We start from the raw sequence: 14,598 nt of genomic DNA, 5'->3' as shown, positions 1-14,598 counted from the left end.
ACCAAATGGTAGGGTTCAGCAGACAAACCTCCTCCCGGCTTGATCTATGGCAGTGTAATAATAGATTCACCCCCATTGCCATTAGTGTTGCTTTTATCATGCAGTCGAGTTTTATTATATTGTTATGTGCGCTGTTGTTGTTGCAAGGTTGTGAAGATGAGACGGCTAACAACAACATTTACCGGCCAGACAATGGTAACGCCCTAGTATTACGTTCCGAGCTTGACGCAACGCTCCGCGAGTTGATTCAGCGGCATGGCCTGACGGGCGACCCGCTGCAAGGTCAGGTGCTCCCTGATATAGCGTCACCGCTGGCACAATTGGGTATGAAACTGTTTTTCAGTAAAGCGCTGTCGGGGAATAAGGATGTTGCCTGCGCAACTTGCCACCATCCCTTGCTGGGAGGTGGGGATAACCTTTCGCTGTCGATCGGGGTGGATGCTGCCGACCCGGATAGGCTGGGGCATAAGCGGCTATTGCAGGGCAACCTGATACCGGGCGTGTCACGTAATGCGCCGACTACCTTTAATAGTGGTTTGTGGAAGCAGTTCATGTTCCATGATGGGCGGGTTGCACAAGTGGCGGGCGGTATTACCACGCCGGATGTGGCTGATGCACAGCCTGACCCTCAGGCGGGGGCGAATCTGGTTCAAGCGCAGGCGCGGTTTCCAGTGACATCCAATCATGAAATGCGCGGCGTAACCTTTGATCCTGCTGGCACGCCACAATCTTGCCGTGACCGTTTGGCAGAGCGTTTGGGGGGATATGGTAATAACATTACGCCGGATGATGCCCTGTCTGTGGCAGAAACGGATTATTGGCTGGATGCTTTTCGTCAGGCTTATCAACAACCTCACGATCAGGTGGAAACCCTGATTACCGAACAGAATATCACCGCTGCCCTAGCCGAATACGAGCGTTCACAGGTGTTTGTCAACCATGCATGGAAGCAATACGTACAGGGTAATTTTGCGGCAATCAGTGAGCCCGCCAAGCAGGGGGCTGTGCTGTTTTTCAGGGAACGCGGCGCGGGGGGATATGCGTGTGCCTCATGCCATCGTGGCGATTTTTTTACGGATGAACAGTTCCGCAATGTGCTAATGCCACCGATTGGCCCAGGCAAAGACAATCGTGACCCACAGAACCAGCAGGACTATGGGCGCTGGCTGGTGACGCAGCAAGTGGAAGACAAATTCCGCTTCCGCACGCCTAGCTTGTTGAATGTCACGGTGACAGGCCCTTGGGGGCATAATGGTGCTTACACTAGCCTCGATGCCGTGGTAAGGCACATGCTCAACCCGTTTCAGGCAGCGCTCGATTACGACCCGCAGCAACTGCAACAAGCCAATATTCCGACGGCACAGCTTCAGCCGAACTTGCGTGAAATGTTGGGGGGTAATACCGACATTGCCGGTCAGGTGTATAGCGAAGACGATGTGCAGTATTTGATGGCTTTCCTGCAAACCCTCACTGACCCTTGTGTGACTCGCCCGGATTGCCTGAGCCGTTGGATACCTTCATCAGACCCTGCTCAGCAGGATCCGATGGGCTTGCAATTGAATGCACGGTTTTATTGATATCCTCCCCTCCCTGAAGGAAGGGGATTCCTACTGCATTCAGCTAGATAGCTGACTGACTTCGGTGGGTTCCTGCTTCATCGAGCGGCTTAAGGCCGCATCTCCACAGGCTAACAAGCGGTATCCCCGCTCTAAAACATTGATCGCGCCGACATGATCGGCGTTATTTTCGTAATGGCATTGCACACACACAAACCGCGCTTGCGTCTGACGATTATCCGCCGCTACATGATGACATTCGGGGCATTCCTGACTGGTATAATGCGGCGGCACGGCAAACAACATCCCGCCCTTCCATACCATCTTGTAGTCGAGTTGCCGTCGAAATTCGCCCCAACCTTGATCGAGAATGGCTTTGTTTAAGCCGGATTTCTGGGCAACGTTCTTGCCGGGGTTTTCTGCCGTGCCTGCCACTGACTTCGACATATTACCGACCTGCAAATCTTCGATGAACACGAACGCGTGGTTTTGGCTGAGCGTGGCAAAACGGGCTATACCCAGGTCGATGCCGATGGCTGTCGTGGCTTGAGAGGCGATTTTTTCCACTTCCCGCTGAGTTTGGATGCTGACAAACCATTGGCTGCCCTTGCTGGAAAACGTGACATTGCGCCATTCTCCCAGCACATCGCGGCTGTTGCGGTAGCGTATCCAGCCCAGTTTCGGCAAGAAAAGTCGGCTATTGCCTGGGTCGAGCTTGATTTGTTTGGGGTCAGGATAACGGAAGCTGTCACCGCTGCCTTTACGCTTGAAGCGGGGGAAATCAGCACGTTTCGCAAAGAAGTTTTGGTAGGCTTTATCGAGGTCTTTGAGGGCGTGTTGCAGGGGATGAACCGGGGCATCTTTCAGCCACGGCGTTTCTTCCCCATTGCGCCATGCCGTCAGGTGTTTGGCCATTGCCACGTAACCGATGAATTTTTCGCCCGCTTCATGGTTGGCTTGCTGCAACGCTAATGCCTTGTTGTAAACGAAGCGGCATGACCCAGCAAAACGGCGTAGTTGACGCTGTGTTTCACCATTGGGCATGAGTTCGTATTTGAAGGCTTGTAGTCGTTGCATCCTCATATTGTAGTTTGGTCTATGAGTTAATGACAACGACGCTTTATGGTCGCCCAGTTATTTTGCGGGTAGCTGTGACGGTGCCCCTATTTCTCTCATTCACCAATACATTGAGCAGCAGCAGACACCACACTAAACACTCCGAACATAGGGCGGCTTCGCCACCCGCGCTATCCTCCCCGACCTGAAGGACGGGGTTTGCCGCGCAACCTGATCAAATACCGTATTGGTTGCGGTAAGCCTGTACGTTTGCGAGCAGGGTGGCGTCTTGCAGATGACTGCCAACGTGGTTAATGACTTCATTCAGGCCGACGATGCTGATGACGGCAATGCCATACAGTGCTTCAACTTCTTGCACGGCAGATTTTTCACCTGTACCGCGTTCCTGCCGATCAAGTGAAATGGCCACACTTGCTAGTTTTGCGCCATGCGCTGCTACCATGTTGGCAGATTCGCGGATGGCTGTACCGGCGGTCATCACATCATCAATCACCAGTACCCGGCCTTGCAGGGGAGCGCCGACGATTGTGCCGCCTTCGCCGTGATCCTTGGCTTCCTTGCGGTTGAAAGCATAGGGGTAATCTTTGCCATGATGTTCATACAAAGCAATGGCAGTGGCAGCGGCTAACGGAATGCCTTTGTAGGCAGGGCCAAACAACATGTCAAATTCCACCCCAGAATCGACAATGGCTTGCGCATAAAATTTGCCTAAACGTGACAGGGCAGAACCTGTCTGGAACAAACCAGCATTGAAAAAGTAAGGGCTGATACGCCCCGATTTCAGGGTAAATTCGCCAAAGCGCAATACGCCTTGACCGATAGCAAAATCCAGAAAATCCTGTTGATATGTTTTCATTACCTTGATCCTATGCTTGTAAATCTGCGAATGCTTGTCCCAGTTGTACCGCTATGTCTGCGCCCAGCGCCTTGTCCCAAGGAATTTGCCCTTGTTCCAGCAGCAGGATAACGGTTGAACCCATGTTGAAACGTCCCATTTCTTCACCCTTTGCCAAAGAAACATCAGGGAAGGTTTGGCGTTTTACACCCCAACCTTGCGGGGGTGTCACCAGCCCATCCCAGACGGTTTCAATGGCGGCAACATTGATAGCACCCACCAGCACCATCGCGAGTTTGCCGAAATCAGTATCAAACATCGCCACGACGCGCTCATTACGGGCAAACAGGCGCGGAATGGTACGGGCAGTATGCCCTGCAACACTGAACAGCCGCCCCGGTACATATACCTGCTCTGTCAGAGTGGCCGTCAGCGGCATGTGGATGCGGTGGTAATCGCGAGGTGACAGGTAAATGGTCATGAACTGCCCATTCATAAAGGGTGCAGCACGGTTTTCATCACCACCTAGCAGTTCCAGCGCGGAATATTCGTGGCCTTTCGCCTGAAAAATTCGCCCTTCTTCAATCTTGCCCATTTGGCTAATACGCCCGTCGACAGGGCTAACCAAGACACTATTGCCTGCGGCGAGGGGACGTAATGCCGGTTTCAGTGGTCGGGTAAAAAAGGCATTGAAGGTCGGGTAGCTGGCAGGGTCAGGGTTGACGGCTTCTTCCAGGTTCACCTTGAAAATCTTGCTGAACAGACGGATAGCAGCGGGGACGACGCGAGGGCATTGCACCCGTGTCAGGCGAAACACCAAGCGGGAAATGAAATGGTGCGGTAACAGGTAAAGTGGCCAGGATTTTACAAAATCGGATAAATTCATGCGCTAATTCGTCTGTATCAGGGGGTAAAGGCGGGATAATACGGGAATTTGTGGGAGAATAAACCAAAAAAGGCGTCCCAGAGGACGCCTTTGAGCAAACTGTGATGCTTACGGATTACTTTGCAGGTGTTGCAACAGTCGCTGCTGGTGCAGCTTGTGGAGCAGCAGCTGGCATTTGTGGCATCATCTGTGGAGCCATCATTGCCGGAGCGCCGTAACCATTGTAGCCATTTTGGGAAGTGTTGCTGTAGCCGTAACCGTTGCCAGCACCGTTGCCGTAGCCGTAGCCATTGCCAGCACCGTACCAGTCACCATTGCCTTTGCCGTTACCAGCCATGTCAGTCGCCATGTTGGTTTTGCCTTTGCCTTTGAAAGTGATCGCGAAATCAACTTCACCATCTGCGTCGCCTTTACCACGACCCCAGCCATTAACATCACCAGCACCGTTGCCGTAGCCATTACCGTTAGCAGCAGTAGAACCCGTGCCGTTACCGTAGCCGTTGCCATAACCGGAACCGTTGTCAAAGCCATCAGTGAAGTCAGCGGAAGCAGTGCCAGCCAAAGCGATCAGGGCAGCGAAAGTGATAGTTTGCAGTTTCATAATATTGTCTCCTAGCGTTGGTATGTGAGAAATCTTTAATGTGTTAATATCATAATATTAGTGTTTTCTAATGTAAAGAGGTTTCTGCACGATTTCTGCAATTTTTTTGCAGATGATAAAAGCGCAATAGTAAGGCCGCAAACCCATCTGTGGAGAATTTATTTCCCACCACCCGCACACAAGGGTGAATCCGCCACTTTACCCCCCTTGGCAAAATGCTCTTCCGGCGTCAGGGTATGCAGTGCCAGCGCGTGAATCTTGCCATTGAGTTCTTCCACTAGGATGCCATTGATCTGGCGGTGGCGTGCAATCAGCATTTTCCCCTTGAACTGCTCACTCACAACCGTCACTTTGAAGTGCGATTCAGAACCGGCAGGCACGTTGTGCATATGGCTTTCGTTGACGACTTCGAGGTAGTCAGGTTGCATGGCTTGCTGGATTTTTTGTTCAATTTCGGTCTGTATAGTCATGGTCTTTGCACTTGGATTAACGATGATTAACTTGAAACAACGGGAACGGGGCGCGTATATTCCGCCCTACACCCACACAATGATCGGCTAACATGAACCAAAAAGAAAACTTTGACAAGTTGTCCCAGTATTTGCAAAGCAAAATCATTGGGCAAAAAACCCTGATCAACCGCCTGATGATGGCGTTGTTGGCGGATGGGCATTTGCTGGTGGAAGGTGCGCCGGGCTTGGCCAAAACCCGCGCTATCCAGATGCTGGGGCAGGGCATAGAGGGGGATTTTCACCGCGTCCAGTTCACCCCGGATTTGCTGCCCGCCGATATTACCGGCACGGAAGTGTTCCACCCCAATGATGGCTCGTTCCATTTCCAGAAAGGCCCCTTGTTCCACAACCTGATCCTCGCGGATGAAATCAACCGTGCGCCTGCCAAAGTGCAATCGGCACTGCTGGAGGCGATGGCAGAACGCCAGATCACGGTCGCGGGGACAACCTGGAAGCTGCCCGAACCTTTTCTGGTCATGGCAACCCAGAACCCGATTGAGCAGGAAGGCACTTACCATTTGCCGGAAGCGCAGCTCGACCGTTTCCTGATGCACGTGATTGTGGATTACCCAACGCCTGCGGAAGAAAAAGTCATCCTGCATTTGGGGCGCAAGGAAGCCATGCAGCAAGTGCGCCACGAAAAAGAAGAGGTTGCCCCGCTAGTCAGCCGCGAAGATGTGCTGATGGCGCGTCAGGATGTGCTGAATGTTTACATGTCAGACAAGGTGGAAACCTACCTGCTGCAACTGGTGTTGGCGACCCGCAACCCGGAACGCTACGGCAAATCCCTCGCAGGTAGCATTGCTTACGGCGGCAGCCCGCGTGCCACGCTGTCGATGGACCGTTGCGCCCGCGCTCACGCATGGCTGGCAGGCCGCGATTTCGTCAGCCCCGAAGACGTACAAGCCGTGGCGCACGATGTATTGCGTCACCGTTTGCTGCTGACCTTTGAAGCAGAAGCCGATGGCATGACCGCCAACCATATTATTGACGAACTGCTGGCATTGGTGGCTGTTCCCTGATGGCGACGGTCGCTGAGCGTAACCGAAGTGAGCGCAGTGGCGAAGGCATCGTCTTCCGTTCCCTGCAAGCGCTGTTAAGTTTGCAGGGGCAGGTACGTACTTTGCGTTTGGCGAAAAAGCATATCCGTTCCCGCCATGCTGGCTTGCACCGTTCCGTGCACAAAGGCCGGGGGATGGATTTCGCCGAATCCCGCATGTACCAGCCCGGTGATGACATCCGCAGCATCGACTGGCGGGTGACGGCGCGTAGTGGGCGCGTCCATACCAAGGTGTTTGAGGAAGAGCGCGAAAAGCCGGTGCTGCTGTGGGTGGATTTACGCCCGTCGATGTTTTTTGCGACCCGAGGGCGTTTTAAGTCGGTGGTGGCGGCGGATGTGGCGAGCTTGCTGCTCTGGAAAACCCTCGACGATGGCGACCGTATTGGTGGTTTGCTGCAAAATGGCGAACACGTCGAGTTCAAGCCTTCGCGTAGCCGTTCGGCGGCGCTGCATTTCTTGCGTGAGTTGAGCGATATGACACGCGGGAAGCCGGTTGTTGAGCGTAGTCGCAGCGACTTGCAGGCAAGTTGGACACGTTTGCGTCGTGTGACTCAACCGGGCAGTCAAGTGTTTGTGTTGAGCGATTTTCGCCAAGCAAACCCGGCAGCCTTGCGCCAGTTGGCGATGATTGCAGAACATTCGCAGCTTACCTTGGTTGCCATCCATGACCCGTTTGAAGAAAAGCTGCCCGCTACTAGCGGCAGCCTGCGTTTGACGGATGGCAAGCGCAATTTGTTGCTCAATCTGGGGCTGCGTTTATGGCGGGATCGCTATGCCAAGCGCGTGGAGCAAACCGCGAAAACCTTGCAGGACTTCAGCCGTAGCCACCGCATTCCGCTGGTGCAATTGTCGACGGCAGATAGCGATAACGAACGCTTGCTGAAATTGTCGCGGGGGTTACGATGAACCCGGAAGAATTACCACTACGCGATATTCATTTGCCTGCCCCGGTGGGTTGGTGGCCGCCTGCCCCCGGTTGGTGGTTATTGGCTGGCTTGATGTTGGCGGTGATTATCTGGCTATTCTGGCGCTGGCAGCAGCAACGGCGTAGTGAGCAGGGTCTGGAATTGGCGCTGTCCGAGCTGGAGCGCTTACAAGGCAAGCACGGCAAAAATACCAAGGAATTGTTGCAGGAACTGTCCGTTCTGTTGCGCCGTATCGCCATGACGCAATACGGGCGGCAGGCGGTGTCTGGCTTGACGGGTGAGGCATGGGTCAAGTTTCTGGATGATAAAGCGGGCAAGCCGTTATTTTCTGGCAAGCTGGCGCATTTGTTGACCGAAATACCTTATCGCCCGGAAACACAGGCGGAAACCACGGCGTTGCTGCAAGCAATTCGCGAATGGATTAAGTTGCAACGGGGGAAAAGCCATGTATGAATTCCTCTGGTGGTGGCTGTTTGCGCTGTTGCCGCTGCCGTTACTGATACGTTGGTGGTTGAAACCCGCTGAACAAGCCGAGGGCGTTGCGCTGAAAGTGCCTTTTCTGGAAGATTTTCAGCAAGGCAAGCAGTTGTTGGGCAGTTCGTGGTATGGCCTGTTAGCTTTGCTGCTGGCCAGTGTGGCGTGGGTGATGCTGGTGGCGGCTGCGGCTCGTCCGGTATGGATTGGTGATACGGTGGCAATGCCCGTGTCGGGGCGTGACCTGATGCTGGCGGTAGACCTTTCCGGCAGTATGCAGGAGCAGGATTTCATCCTCAACGGGCAAGTGGTGGATCGCTTGGTGGCAACCAAAGCGGTAGCGGGCGAGTTTGTTCGCAAGCGTACTGGCGACCGAGTGGGTATGGTGTTATTCGGGGATCAGGCGTATTTGCAAGTGCCACTGACCTTTGACCGCCAGACGGTGCTGCAATTGCTGAACGAGTCCCAGATTGGTCTGGCGGGCGAACGTACTGCGATTGGTGATGCGATTGGTTTGGCACTCAAGCGTTTACAGGCTAGCCCGGAGAAAAACCGCGTGCTGATCCTGATGACCGATGGCGCGAATACCGCTGGCAGTGTCAGCCCACTGGAAGCGGCGGATATGGCGGCAGCGGCGGGTTTGAAGATCTACACTGTCGGTATTGGTTCTGAAAGTGACCAAATGCGCAGCGTCTTCGGTTTCCAGTTGATGAACCCGACGGCGGATTTGGATGAGAAGACCCTCAAGTCCATTGCTGAACGTACCGGGGGCGCGTATTTCCGCGCCCGTGACACCGAGGAATTTCACAATATTTATGCCGAATTGGATCGGTTGGAACCTGCTGAAAAAGAAGCGCAACAATGGCGTCCACAGCAGGAATTGTTCCGTTGGCCGTTGCTGGCAGCCTTTGTGTTGAGCATGGCGGCGGCGGTGCTGCGGCTGAATCGGGAGTGATTGTGTGATGTTGAACGACCTGCATTTCCTGCACCCTGAATGGCTTTGGTTGTTGGTGTTGATCCCCGCCGTGTGGGGGATGAAGTTATGGCGTGCCCGTCAAAACGGCGGCTGGGAACAGGTGGTGGACAAACACCTGATGCCGTTTGTGTTGAGTGGCAAGGCGGGGAGCATGGGGTTCCTGCCACTGTTGCTATTATCGGGGGCCTTGTTGGTAGCGGTGCTGGCGATGGCGGGGCCTGCGTGGGAAAAGCGCGAAGTGCCGGTGTTCCGTAACCAGCAGGCATTGGTGGTGGCGATGGATTTTTCCGCCTCCATGTACGCGGAAGATGAAAAGCCCAACCGGATTACGCTGGCACGTTTCAAATTGCTCGACATCCTGAACGCGCGCAAGGATGCCCAGAATGGACTGGTAGTGTTTGCGGGCGATGCCTTTACGGTGACGCCGCTGACTGATGATGTGGATACCATTGAAGAGCAGGTGAAAAACCTTTCGCCAGAAATCATGCCTGCCCCCGGTAGTTTGTTGGCACCTGCGATCCAGCGTTCGGTGGAATTGCTCCAGCAGTCGGGGATGAAACAGGGCAATGTTTTGCTGATTACCGATGGCGCTTCTGACCCGGAAGAGGCGGTGTCAGCCGCTGGAACAGCACTTGGTCAAGGCTATCATGTGTCCGTGTTGTCGTTGGGTACTGCTGACGGTGCGCCGGTAGCGCGTGCGCAGGGCGGTTTCTTGCTCGACAGTTCCGGTAAAACGGTGGTTGCCAAGGTTAATTTGGATGATTTGCAACGCATTGCCAAAGCCGGTGATGGTGCGTTTGCCCGTGCTGCCTTGGGCGATGCTGACCTGAATACACTCACTGCGCAATGGCAAGCAACCGCTGCCAATCAGTTGAGCGCTGTGCAAGGGCGGCAAACCGATACGTGGGTAAACGAAGGCTATTGGTTGGTGCTCTTACTGTTACCGCTGGCAGTATTGGCGTTTCGGCGCGGTTGGTTGAGCGTTATGCTGGTGTGTATTTTGCTGCCGCAACAACAACCTGCTCACGCTTTCAGTTGGGATGAGTTATGGAAAACCCCCGATCAGCGGGGAGAAGCCGCCTTCGAGAGCGGCGAAGCAGCACGCGCTACGGAACTGTTTCAGAATCCTGAGTGGAAAGGTGCAGCCGCCTATAAAAGCAAGGATTACACCACTGCCGCTGAGCAGTATGCGAGTCAGGCCAGCGTTAACGGCCAGTACAATTACGGCAATGCTTTGGCGAAGGAAGGCAAGTTCAAGGAAGCGATAGCGGCTTACCAACAGGTGTTGGCAGCCGACCCCAAGCATGAAGATGCGGCTTATAACCTAAAAGTTCTTGAAGATGCGATGAAAAATCAGGACAAGCAGCAGGGCAAAAACGACTCGCAACAACAGAAGCCAGAACAAGACCAGCAAAAAGATCAGCAGCAAAACCAGTCAGGTCAGCAGCAACAGCCCCAGTCCGGCGCAGACCAGCAAAAACAACAGGATCAGCAAGGTCAGCAAGGGCAACAGGGCAAAGATCAACAGCAACAGGATGCTCAGGCACAGCAAGATGCCGAGAAGGCCAAAGCCGCTGAAGAGAAAGCCAAGCAGCAAGAGCAGCAGGCCAAACAAGGCGAGCAGGACAAGGACAAGCAAGACTCCAAAGACAAGGGAGATCAGGGTGAGCAGGAGGCGAAGGATGACCCGCAACAGCGTGAGCAGAAACAGGCTGCTGAACAATGGTTGCGGCGTATTCCTGATGACCCCTCTGGCTTGTGGCGGCGTAAATTCCAGTACCAATACCAGCAACGGGGTGGTCAGGCGCGAGGTGAAGAATGGTAAGGTTACTCTTGATGGCAGTGTTGTGGTTCCTGCCATTTTGGGCGCAGGCGGCTGCCATCGTTGCCCAGATTGACCGTAATCCGGTGGCCTTGGGCGACCCGGTTGTCCTGACCTTTAAGGCGAATGGTATGGTGTCCGCCGACCCTGATTTTTCCCCGCTGGAACAGGATTTTGAGGTACGCGGGCGTTCCCAAAGCAACAGTTTCAGCATGATCAACGGTGTTAGCACCATTAGCACCACGTGGGAATTACGGCTTTACCCGCGTAAAACCGGGACAGTGACCATTCCGGTCATCCAGTTTGGCAGCGATAAAAGCCAGTCGCTGGATGTGCAAGTGCTAGACCAGCCACAGCCCACTGCTGGCGGCGCACCCGATATTTTCATCGAACTGAGTGCTGAGCCGCAGCAGCCGTTTGTGCAGCAACAAACCATCGTGACCCAGCGCATGTTTCACGTCACGCCGTTGGAGCAGCAAGCCAGCTTGAGCCATCCGCCGATTGAAAGCGGCAAGGGTGATATCGAACAGGTTGGCAATACCCGCAATACCACGATGATGCGTAACGGGCGTAATTATCAGGTGATCGAGCGCCGCTATGCCTTGACCCCGCAGCAAAGCGGCAAGTTGACGTTGGGGCGCACCACCTTTGAAGGTATCCTTGCCGAGCCGGGGTCGAACACTTTTGACCCGTTTGGTTTGAGTGGCAAGCGTATCCGGCGTTTTTCCGAACCGTTAACCCTGCAAGTGCAAGGGCAACCCGCCAGTTATACCGGCAAGCAATGGCTGCCCGCCAACAGCCTTACCCTGAATGCCCACTGGCAAATCCCCCCGGATAAACTCAAAGCGGGTGAACCCGTTACCCTGACCCTGGCCATCGTGGCGGATGGGCTGGCAGCGGAACAATTGCCCAAACTTGATATTCCGATTCCGGCAGGCATCAAGGCATACACCGATAAGCCAGAATTGCGTAATGACGCGGGAAATAATGGCGTCGTCGGCGTGCGTCAGGAAAAGTGGGTAGTGGTTGCGCCTTACAATGGCCAATACGATTTCCCCGGCATAGCGGTCGATTGGTGGAATACCAGCACCGGCAAGCAGGAAACGGCCAAGGTTGAGCCAGCCAAGCTGGTGGTAACAGGTGGGGAGGCCGTGCCAGCATCACCTGCCACGAGCCAGCCACAAGCTGCTTCAACACCCGACAAGCAAGCCCTTAGTGCTGCACCTGAGCCGGATGAATCATGGTTTTCGTGGGGCAGATTTGCAGCAAGTGTACTGTTGATTTGGGTGGTGGCAACGCTTGCTTGGTTAGTATGGCGTTGGTGGCAAACATCCCGTAGCCCTGTTCCGCAAACAACAGCAAGGATTTCTGCTGCTGTTCCTTCACCCCGCAAGCCTGCCGATGCGAAAATAGTGTGGAAGCAGCTTGAGCAGGCTTGCCAACAAAACAAAGCGCAGGCAAGCCATGATGCGTTGGTGCAGTGGATTGGCGTGGGGTTAAATATTCGCCCAGCCTTGCTTGCTTCGCTGCGTGAACAAGCGCCGCCCCGTTTACAAGCTGAAATTGATGCGTTGAATGCAGTGCTTTACGGGCGCAGTAGTGGCGGCTGGCAAGGTGCTGCTTTGCTACAGGCACTTCAGGACTTCAAGCCAGCGGGTGCGACACACGCCAAGGATTCAGGGCTGACGGCACTTTACCCGGATTAAGGATTTCTGGTGCGCTTCAAGGGTAAAAAGCTGGCCAACAAGTGGTGAGAGTGAAGCGCCTTCGACGTGGCAGAGACAGCAGACGCGCCGAAGGAGCCTGAAGCTAAATGACTAGCCAACTTTCGGCAGGTGGGCGAGTGATTCCTTGATAGCTTCTTCGGGGTAGTCGAAGTCAGTCAACTCACCTCGCAGGTAGCGTTCATAAGAGGTCATGTCGAAATGCCCGTGGCCTGACAGGTTGAACAGCAAGGTTTTACTTTCGCCGGTTTTTGCGCAGTTCTGGGCTTCACGGATGGTAGCGGCGATAGCATGGCAAGACTCCGGTGCGGCAACGATGCCTTCGGTTTTAGCGAACATCACGCCCGCTGCGAAGGTTTCCAGTTGAGGTATGGCGACAGCTTCGAGTAAGCCTTCGTTGTACAATTGGCTGATCAGTGCGGATTCGCCGTGGTAACGCAACCCGCCCGCGTGAATACCCGGTGGCATGAAGTCATGGCCTAGCGTATACATCTTCATCAGTGGAGTCAGGCCAGCGGTATCACCGTAGTCATAAGCATAAATACCTTTGGTGAGAGTTGGGCAGGAAGTGGGTTCTACTGCCACCAGCCGTACATTTTTCCCGGCTGCTTTATCGGCAAAAAATGGGAAGGCAATCCCGCCGAAGTTGGAGCCACCGCCACATGAGGCGAAAATCATGTCGGGGTAATCACCCACTATTTCCAGTTGTTTGCGGGCTTCCTGACCAATAATGGTTTGGTGCAGCATGACGTGGTTGAGCACCGAACCTAGCGCGTAATTGGTGTCGGCACGGCTGGCAGCTTCTTCCACTGCCTCGGAAATAGCGATGCCGAGTGAGCCTTGTGAGTCCGGGTGGGCAGCGAGGATGGCACGGCCTGATTCAGTCATGTCGGTGGGGCTGGCGAAGACTTCTGCACCCCAAGTTTGCATCAGGGAACGGCGGTAAGGTTTTTGTTGGTAACTGACCTTGACCATGTAGACGCGCACTTCCAGCCCGAACATTTGCCCCGCCAGCGCGAGTGAACAGCCCCACTGGCCTGCGCCGGTTTCAGTGGCAAGGCGTTTGATGCCTGCTTGCTGGTTGTAATACGCTTGTGCCACGGCGGTATTGGGTTTGTGCGAACCTGCCGGGCTAACGGCTTCGTTTTTGTAGTAGATTTTCGCGGGTGTTTTTAGCAGCTTTTCCAGTCGGTGGGCGCGGAAGAGAGGGGAGGGACGCCACATGGTCAGGGCTTCGCGTACCGGGTCGGGGATTTTGATCCAGCGTTCGGCGCTGACTTCTTGCATCACTAAGGCTTCGGGAAAAATTGCCAGCATTGCTTCGGGGGGAACCGGGTTGCCATCTGGTCCCAAATAGGGCAGCGGCGGCTTGGGCATGTCGGCAACAACGTTGTACCAATGAGTAGGCATTTCTGATTCAGGCAGGTATATTTTGGTGGTCATGCACATCTCCTTTTCCATGTGAATTGTGGGCTTTATATTCCCATTTGCACCAGAAGTGTGCAATGCAAAAACTACAGGATTAATTATTATGTATCTCGATTTTTCACGGATGTCATCCTCTGATATTTATTTTGCGATGACGCAAACCATTGTGCCGCGTCCCATCGCTTGGGTGCTGTCGGAAAATGAGGACGGCAGCTTAAACCTTGCGCCCTTTTCGTATTTTGCGGCGGTTAACAGTGATCCACCGCTGCTGAGCTTATCGGTGGGGAGTAAGCCCGATGGTGCGCTTAAGGATACCCGCCGCAATATTCAAGCACGTAAGCAATTTGTGGTGCACATCGCGCATACCGAGATGCTGGAATCCTTGAATGCCAGTGCGGCGAGCTTGCCAGAGGGTGCTTCTGAAATTGAGATGTTGGGATTAGAAACCGTTGCGTTTGAAGGGTTCAGCTTGCCCCGTCTGAAAGATTGCCGGGTGGCGTTTGCCTGTGAATTGTATTCAGAAGTTCCGTTGGGGGATGGTAGCTATGCCTTATTGCTGGGCAAGATCAAGGCGCTGTATGCGGCTGATAGTATTGCGAGTATCAATGAAGCTGGTCGTCTTAACGTGGATGCTGCCGCTTTCCAGCCCATAGGGCGGCTGGGGGCGGGGGAGTACGCGTACTTTGGGGAAGTGGCGCGTTTGAAACCAGCGTCGTGAGGG

At 54.3% G+C, this 14,598-nt stretch carries 14 protein-coding genes and 1 pseudogene; 9 read left to right on the top strand and 6 right to left on the bottom strand.

The features are described 5' to 3' along the window. Nucleotides 1-98 precede the first annotated feature (98 nt). A complete protein-coding gene (locus J9253_RS06695; RefSeq protein WP_210223867.1) occupies nucleotides 99-1,577 on the top strand; it encodes a cytochrome-c peroxidase in 1,479 nt (492 codons plus the stop codon). Between the two features lie 39 nt (nucleotides 1,578-1,616). Here J9253_RS06695 and J9253_RS06690 read toward each other — a convergent pair whose 3' ends face one another. Continuing rightward, nucleotides 1,617-2,633 carry an RNA-guided endonuclease InsQ/TnpB family protein gene (locus tag J9253_RS06690; RefSeq protein ID WP_210223866.1) on the bottom strand — a complete coding sequence of 339 codons (1,017 nt, stop codon included), beginning with the start codon at nucleotides 2,631-2,633 and terminating at the stop codon, nucleotides 1,617-1,619. A gap of 43 nt (nucleotides 2,634-2,676) precedes the next feature. Between J9253_RS06690 and J9253_RS06685 the strand changes: the two are divergent. Next, a pseudogene (locus J9253_RS06685) lies at nucleotides 2,677-2,769 on the top strand (transposase); the annotation flags it as partial. Between the two features lie 78 nt (nucleotides 2,770-2,847). Here the strand turns inward: J9253_RS06685 and pyrE are convergent. From pyrE to J9253_RS06665, 4 genes are all read right to left on the bottom strand, one after another. Further along, nucleotides 2,848-3,489: an orotate phosphoribosyltransferase gene (pyrE, locus tag J9253_RS06680; protein WP_210223865.1), complete on the bottom strand. Its 642-nt coding sequence runs from the start codon at nucleotides 3,487-3,489 to the stop codon at nucleotides 2,848-2,850. Between the two features lie 10 nt (nucleotides 3,490-3,499). Next, nucleotides 3,500-4,354 (bottom strand): archaetidylserine decarboxylase, encoded by an 855-nt coding sequence (gene asd / locus J9253_RS06675; protein ID WP_210223864.1) that lies wholly within the window; start codon nucleotides 4,352-4,354, stop codon nucleotides 3,500-3,502. Nucleotides 4,355-4,469: 115 nt separating this feature from the next. After that, entirely contained in the window at nucleotides 4,470-4,955 is a 486-nt protein-coding gene (locus tag J9253_RS06670; protein WP_210223863.1) for a hypothetical protein, read from the bottom strand. 158 nt (nucleotides 4,956-5,113) lie between these two features. Further along, complete coding sequence (locus tag J9253_RS06665; protein ID WP_210223862.1) at nucleotides 5,114-5,425, bottom strand: BolA family protein; 312 nt, start codon at nucleotides 5,423-5,425, stop codon at nucleotides 5,114-5,116. 92 nt (nucleotides 5,426-5,517) lie between these two features. Between J9253_RS06665 and J9253_RS06660 the strand changes: the two genes are divergently transcribed. From J9253_RS06660 to J9253_RS06635, 6 genes are read left to right on the top strand one after another with little or no spacing between them, the layout of a single operon-like run. Then, entirely contained in the window at nucleotides 5,518-6,489 is a 972-nt protein-coding gene (locus tag J9253_RS06660) for an AAA family ATPase (RefSeq protein WP_028488029.1), read from the top strand. Continuing rightward, nucleotides 6,489-7,433 (top strand): DUF58 domain-containing protein, encoded by a 945-nt coding sequence (locus J9253_RS06655; RefSeq protein WP_210223861.1) that lies wholly within the window; start codon nucleotides 6,489-6,491, stop codon nucleotides 7,431-7,433. The genes J9253_RS06660 and J9253_RS06655 overlap by 1 nt, the downstream gene beginning before the upstream one ends. Beyond that, on the top strand, nucleotides 7,430-7,906 hold the full coding sequence (locus tag J9253_RS06650) for a DUF4381 domain-containing protein (RefSeq protein WP_210223860.1): 477 nt from the start codon (nucleotides 7,430-7,432) through the stop codon (nucleotides 7,904-7,906). Before J9253_RS06655 ends, J9253_RS06650 begins: the two co-directional genes overlap by 4 nt. Continuing rightward, nucleotides 7,899-8,882, top strand: coding sequence for a vWA domain-containing protein (locus J9253_RS06645; protein WP_028488032.1), 984 nt, complete (start codon nucleotides 7,899-7,901; stop codon nucleotides 8,880-8,882). Before J9253_RS06650 ends, J9253_RS06645 begins: the two co-directional genes overlap by 8 nt. Before the next feature lie 7 nt (nucleotides 8,883-8,889). Continuing rightward, nucleotides 8,890-10,728: a VWA domain-containing protein gene (locus J9253_RS06640; RefSeq protein ID WP_228291525.1), complete on the top strand. Its 1,839-nt coding sequence runs from the start codon at nucleotides 8,890-8,892 to the stop codon at nucleotides 10,726-10,728. After that, a complete protein-coding gene (locus J9253_RS06635; RefSeq protein WP_210223859.1) occupies nucleotides 10,722-12,431 on the top strand; it encodes a BatD family protein in 1,710 nt (569 codons plus the stop codon). Before J9253_RS06640 ends, J9253_RS06635 begins: the two co-directional genes overlap by 7 nt. A 111-nt stretch (nucleotides 12,432-12,542) precedes the next feature. On the opposite strand, the gene J9253_RS06630 is transcribed toward J9253_RS06635, so the two are convergent. Further along, a complete protein-coding gene (locus J9253_RS06630) occupies nucleotides 12,543-13,892 on the bottom strand; it encodes a TrpB-like pyridoxal phosphate-dependent enzyme (RefSeq protein ID WP_228291524.1) in 1,350 nt (449 codons plus the stop codon). 88 nt (nucleotides 13,893-13,980) lie between these two features. Between J9253_RS06630 and J9253_RS06625 the strand changes: the two genes are divergently transcribed. Then, nucleotides 13,981-14,595 (top strand): flavin reductase family protein, encoded by a 615-nt coding sequence (locus J9253_RS06625; protein WP_210223857.1) that lies wholly within the window; start codon nucleotides 13,981-13,983, stop codon nucleotides 14,593-14,595. The last annotated feature ends 3 nt before the right edge of the window (nucleotides 14,596-14,598 follow it).

The organism is Thiothrix litoralis (assembly GCF_017901135.1).
Lineage (GTDB): Bacteria > Pseudomonadota > Gammaproteobacteria > Thiotrichales > Thiotrichaceae > Thiothrix > Thiothrix litoralis.
Note: the sequence above shows the minus strand (reverse complement) of the source record. Positions and strands in the feature narration are given on the sequence as shown.

What these genes read in the sequence shown, in the direction of transcription:
- J9253_RS06645 (WP_028488032.1), top strand. Translation starts at nt 7,899, where the DNA reads ATGTATGAATTCCTCTGGTGGTGGCTGTTTGCGCTGTTGCCGCTGCCG.
- J9253_RS06650 (WP_210223860.1), top strand. Translation starts at nt 7,430, where the DNA reads ATGAACCCGGAAGAATTACCACTACGCGATATTCATTTGCCTGCCCCG.
- J9253_RS06655 (WP_210223861.1), top strand. Translation starts at nt 6,489, where the DNA reads ATGGCGACGGTCGCTGAGCGTAACCGAAGTGAGCGCAGTGGCGAAGGC.
- J9253_RS06665 (WP_210223862.1), bottom strand. Translation starts at nt 5,425, where the DNA reads ATGACTATACAGACCGAAATTGAACAAAAAATCCAGCAAGCCATGCAA.
- pyrE (WP_210223865.1), bottom strand. Translation starts at nt 3,489, where the DNA reads ATGAAAACATATCAACAGGATTTTCTGGATTTTGCTATCGGTCAAGGC.
- J9253_RS06670 (WP_210223863.1), bottom strand. Translation starts at nt 4,955, where the DNA reads ATGAAACTGCAAACTATCACTTTCGCTGCCCTGATCGCTTTGGCTGGC.
- J9253_RS06695 (WP_210223867.1), top strand. Translation starts at nt 99, where the DNA reads ATGCAGTCGAGTTTTATTATATTGTTATGTGCGCTGTTGTTGTTGCAA.
- J9253_RS06635 (WP_210223859.1), top strand. Translation starts at nt 10,722, where the DNA reads ATGGTAAGGTTACTCTTGATGGCAGTGTTGTGGTTCCTGCCATTTTGG.
- J9253_RS06640 (WP_228291525.1), top strand. Translation starts at nt 8,890, where the DNA reads ATGTTGAACGACCTGCATTTCCTGCACCCTGAATGGCTTTGGTTGTTG.
- J9253_RS06625 (WP_210223857.1), top strand. Translation starts at nt 13,981, where the DNA reads ATGTATCTCGATTTTTCACGGATGTCATCCTCTGATATTTATTTTGCG.
- asd (WP_210223864.1), bottom strand. Translation starts at nt 4,354, where the DNA reads ATGAATTTATCCGATTTTGTAAAATCCTGGCCACTTTACCTGTTACCG.
- J9253_RS06660 (WP_028488029.1), top strand. Translation starts at nt 5,518, where the DNA reads ATGAACCAAAAAGAAAACTTTGACAAGTTGTCCCAGTATTTGCAAAGC.
- J9253_RS06630 (WP_228291524.1), bottom strand. Translation starts at nt 13,892, where the DNA reads ATGACCACCAAAATATACCTGCCTGAATCAGAAATGCCTACTCATTGG.
- J9253_RS06690 (WP_210223866.1), bottom strand. Translation starts at nt 2,633, where the DNA reads ATGCAACGACTACAAGCCTTCAAATACGAACTCATGCCCAATGGTGAA.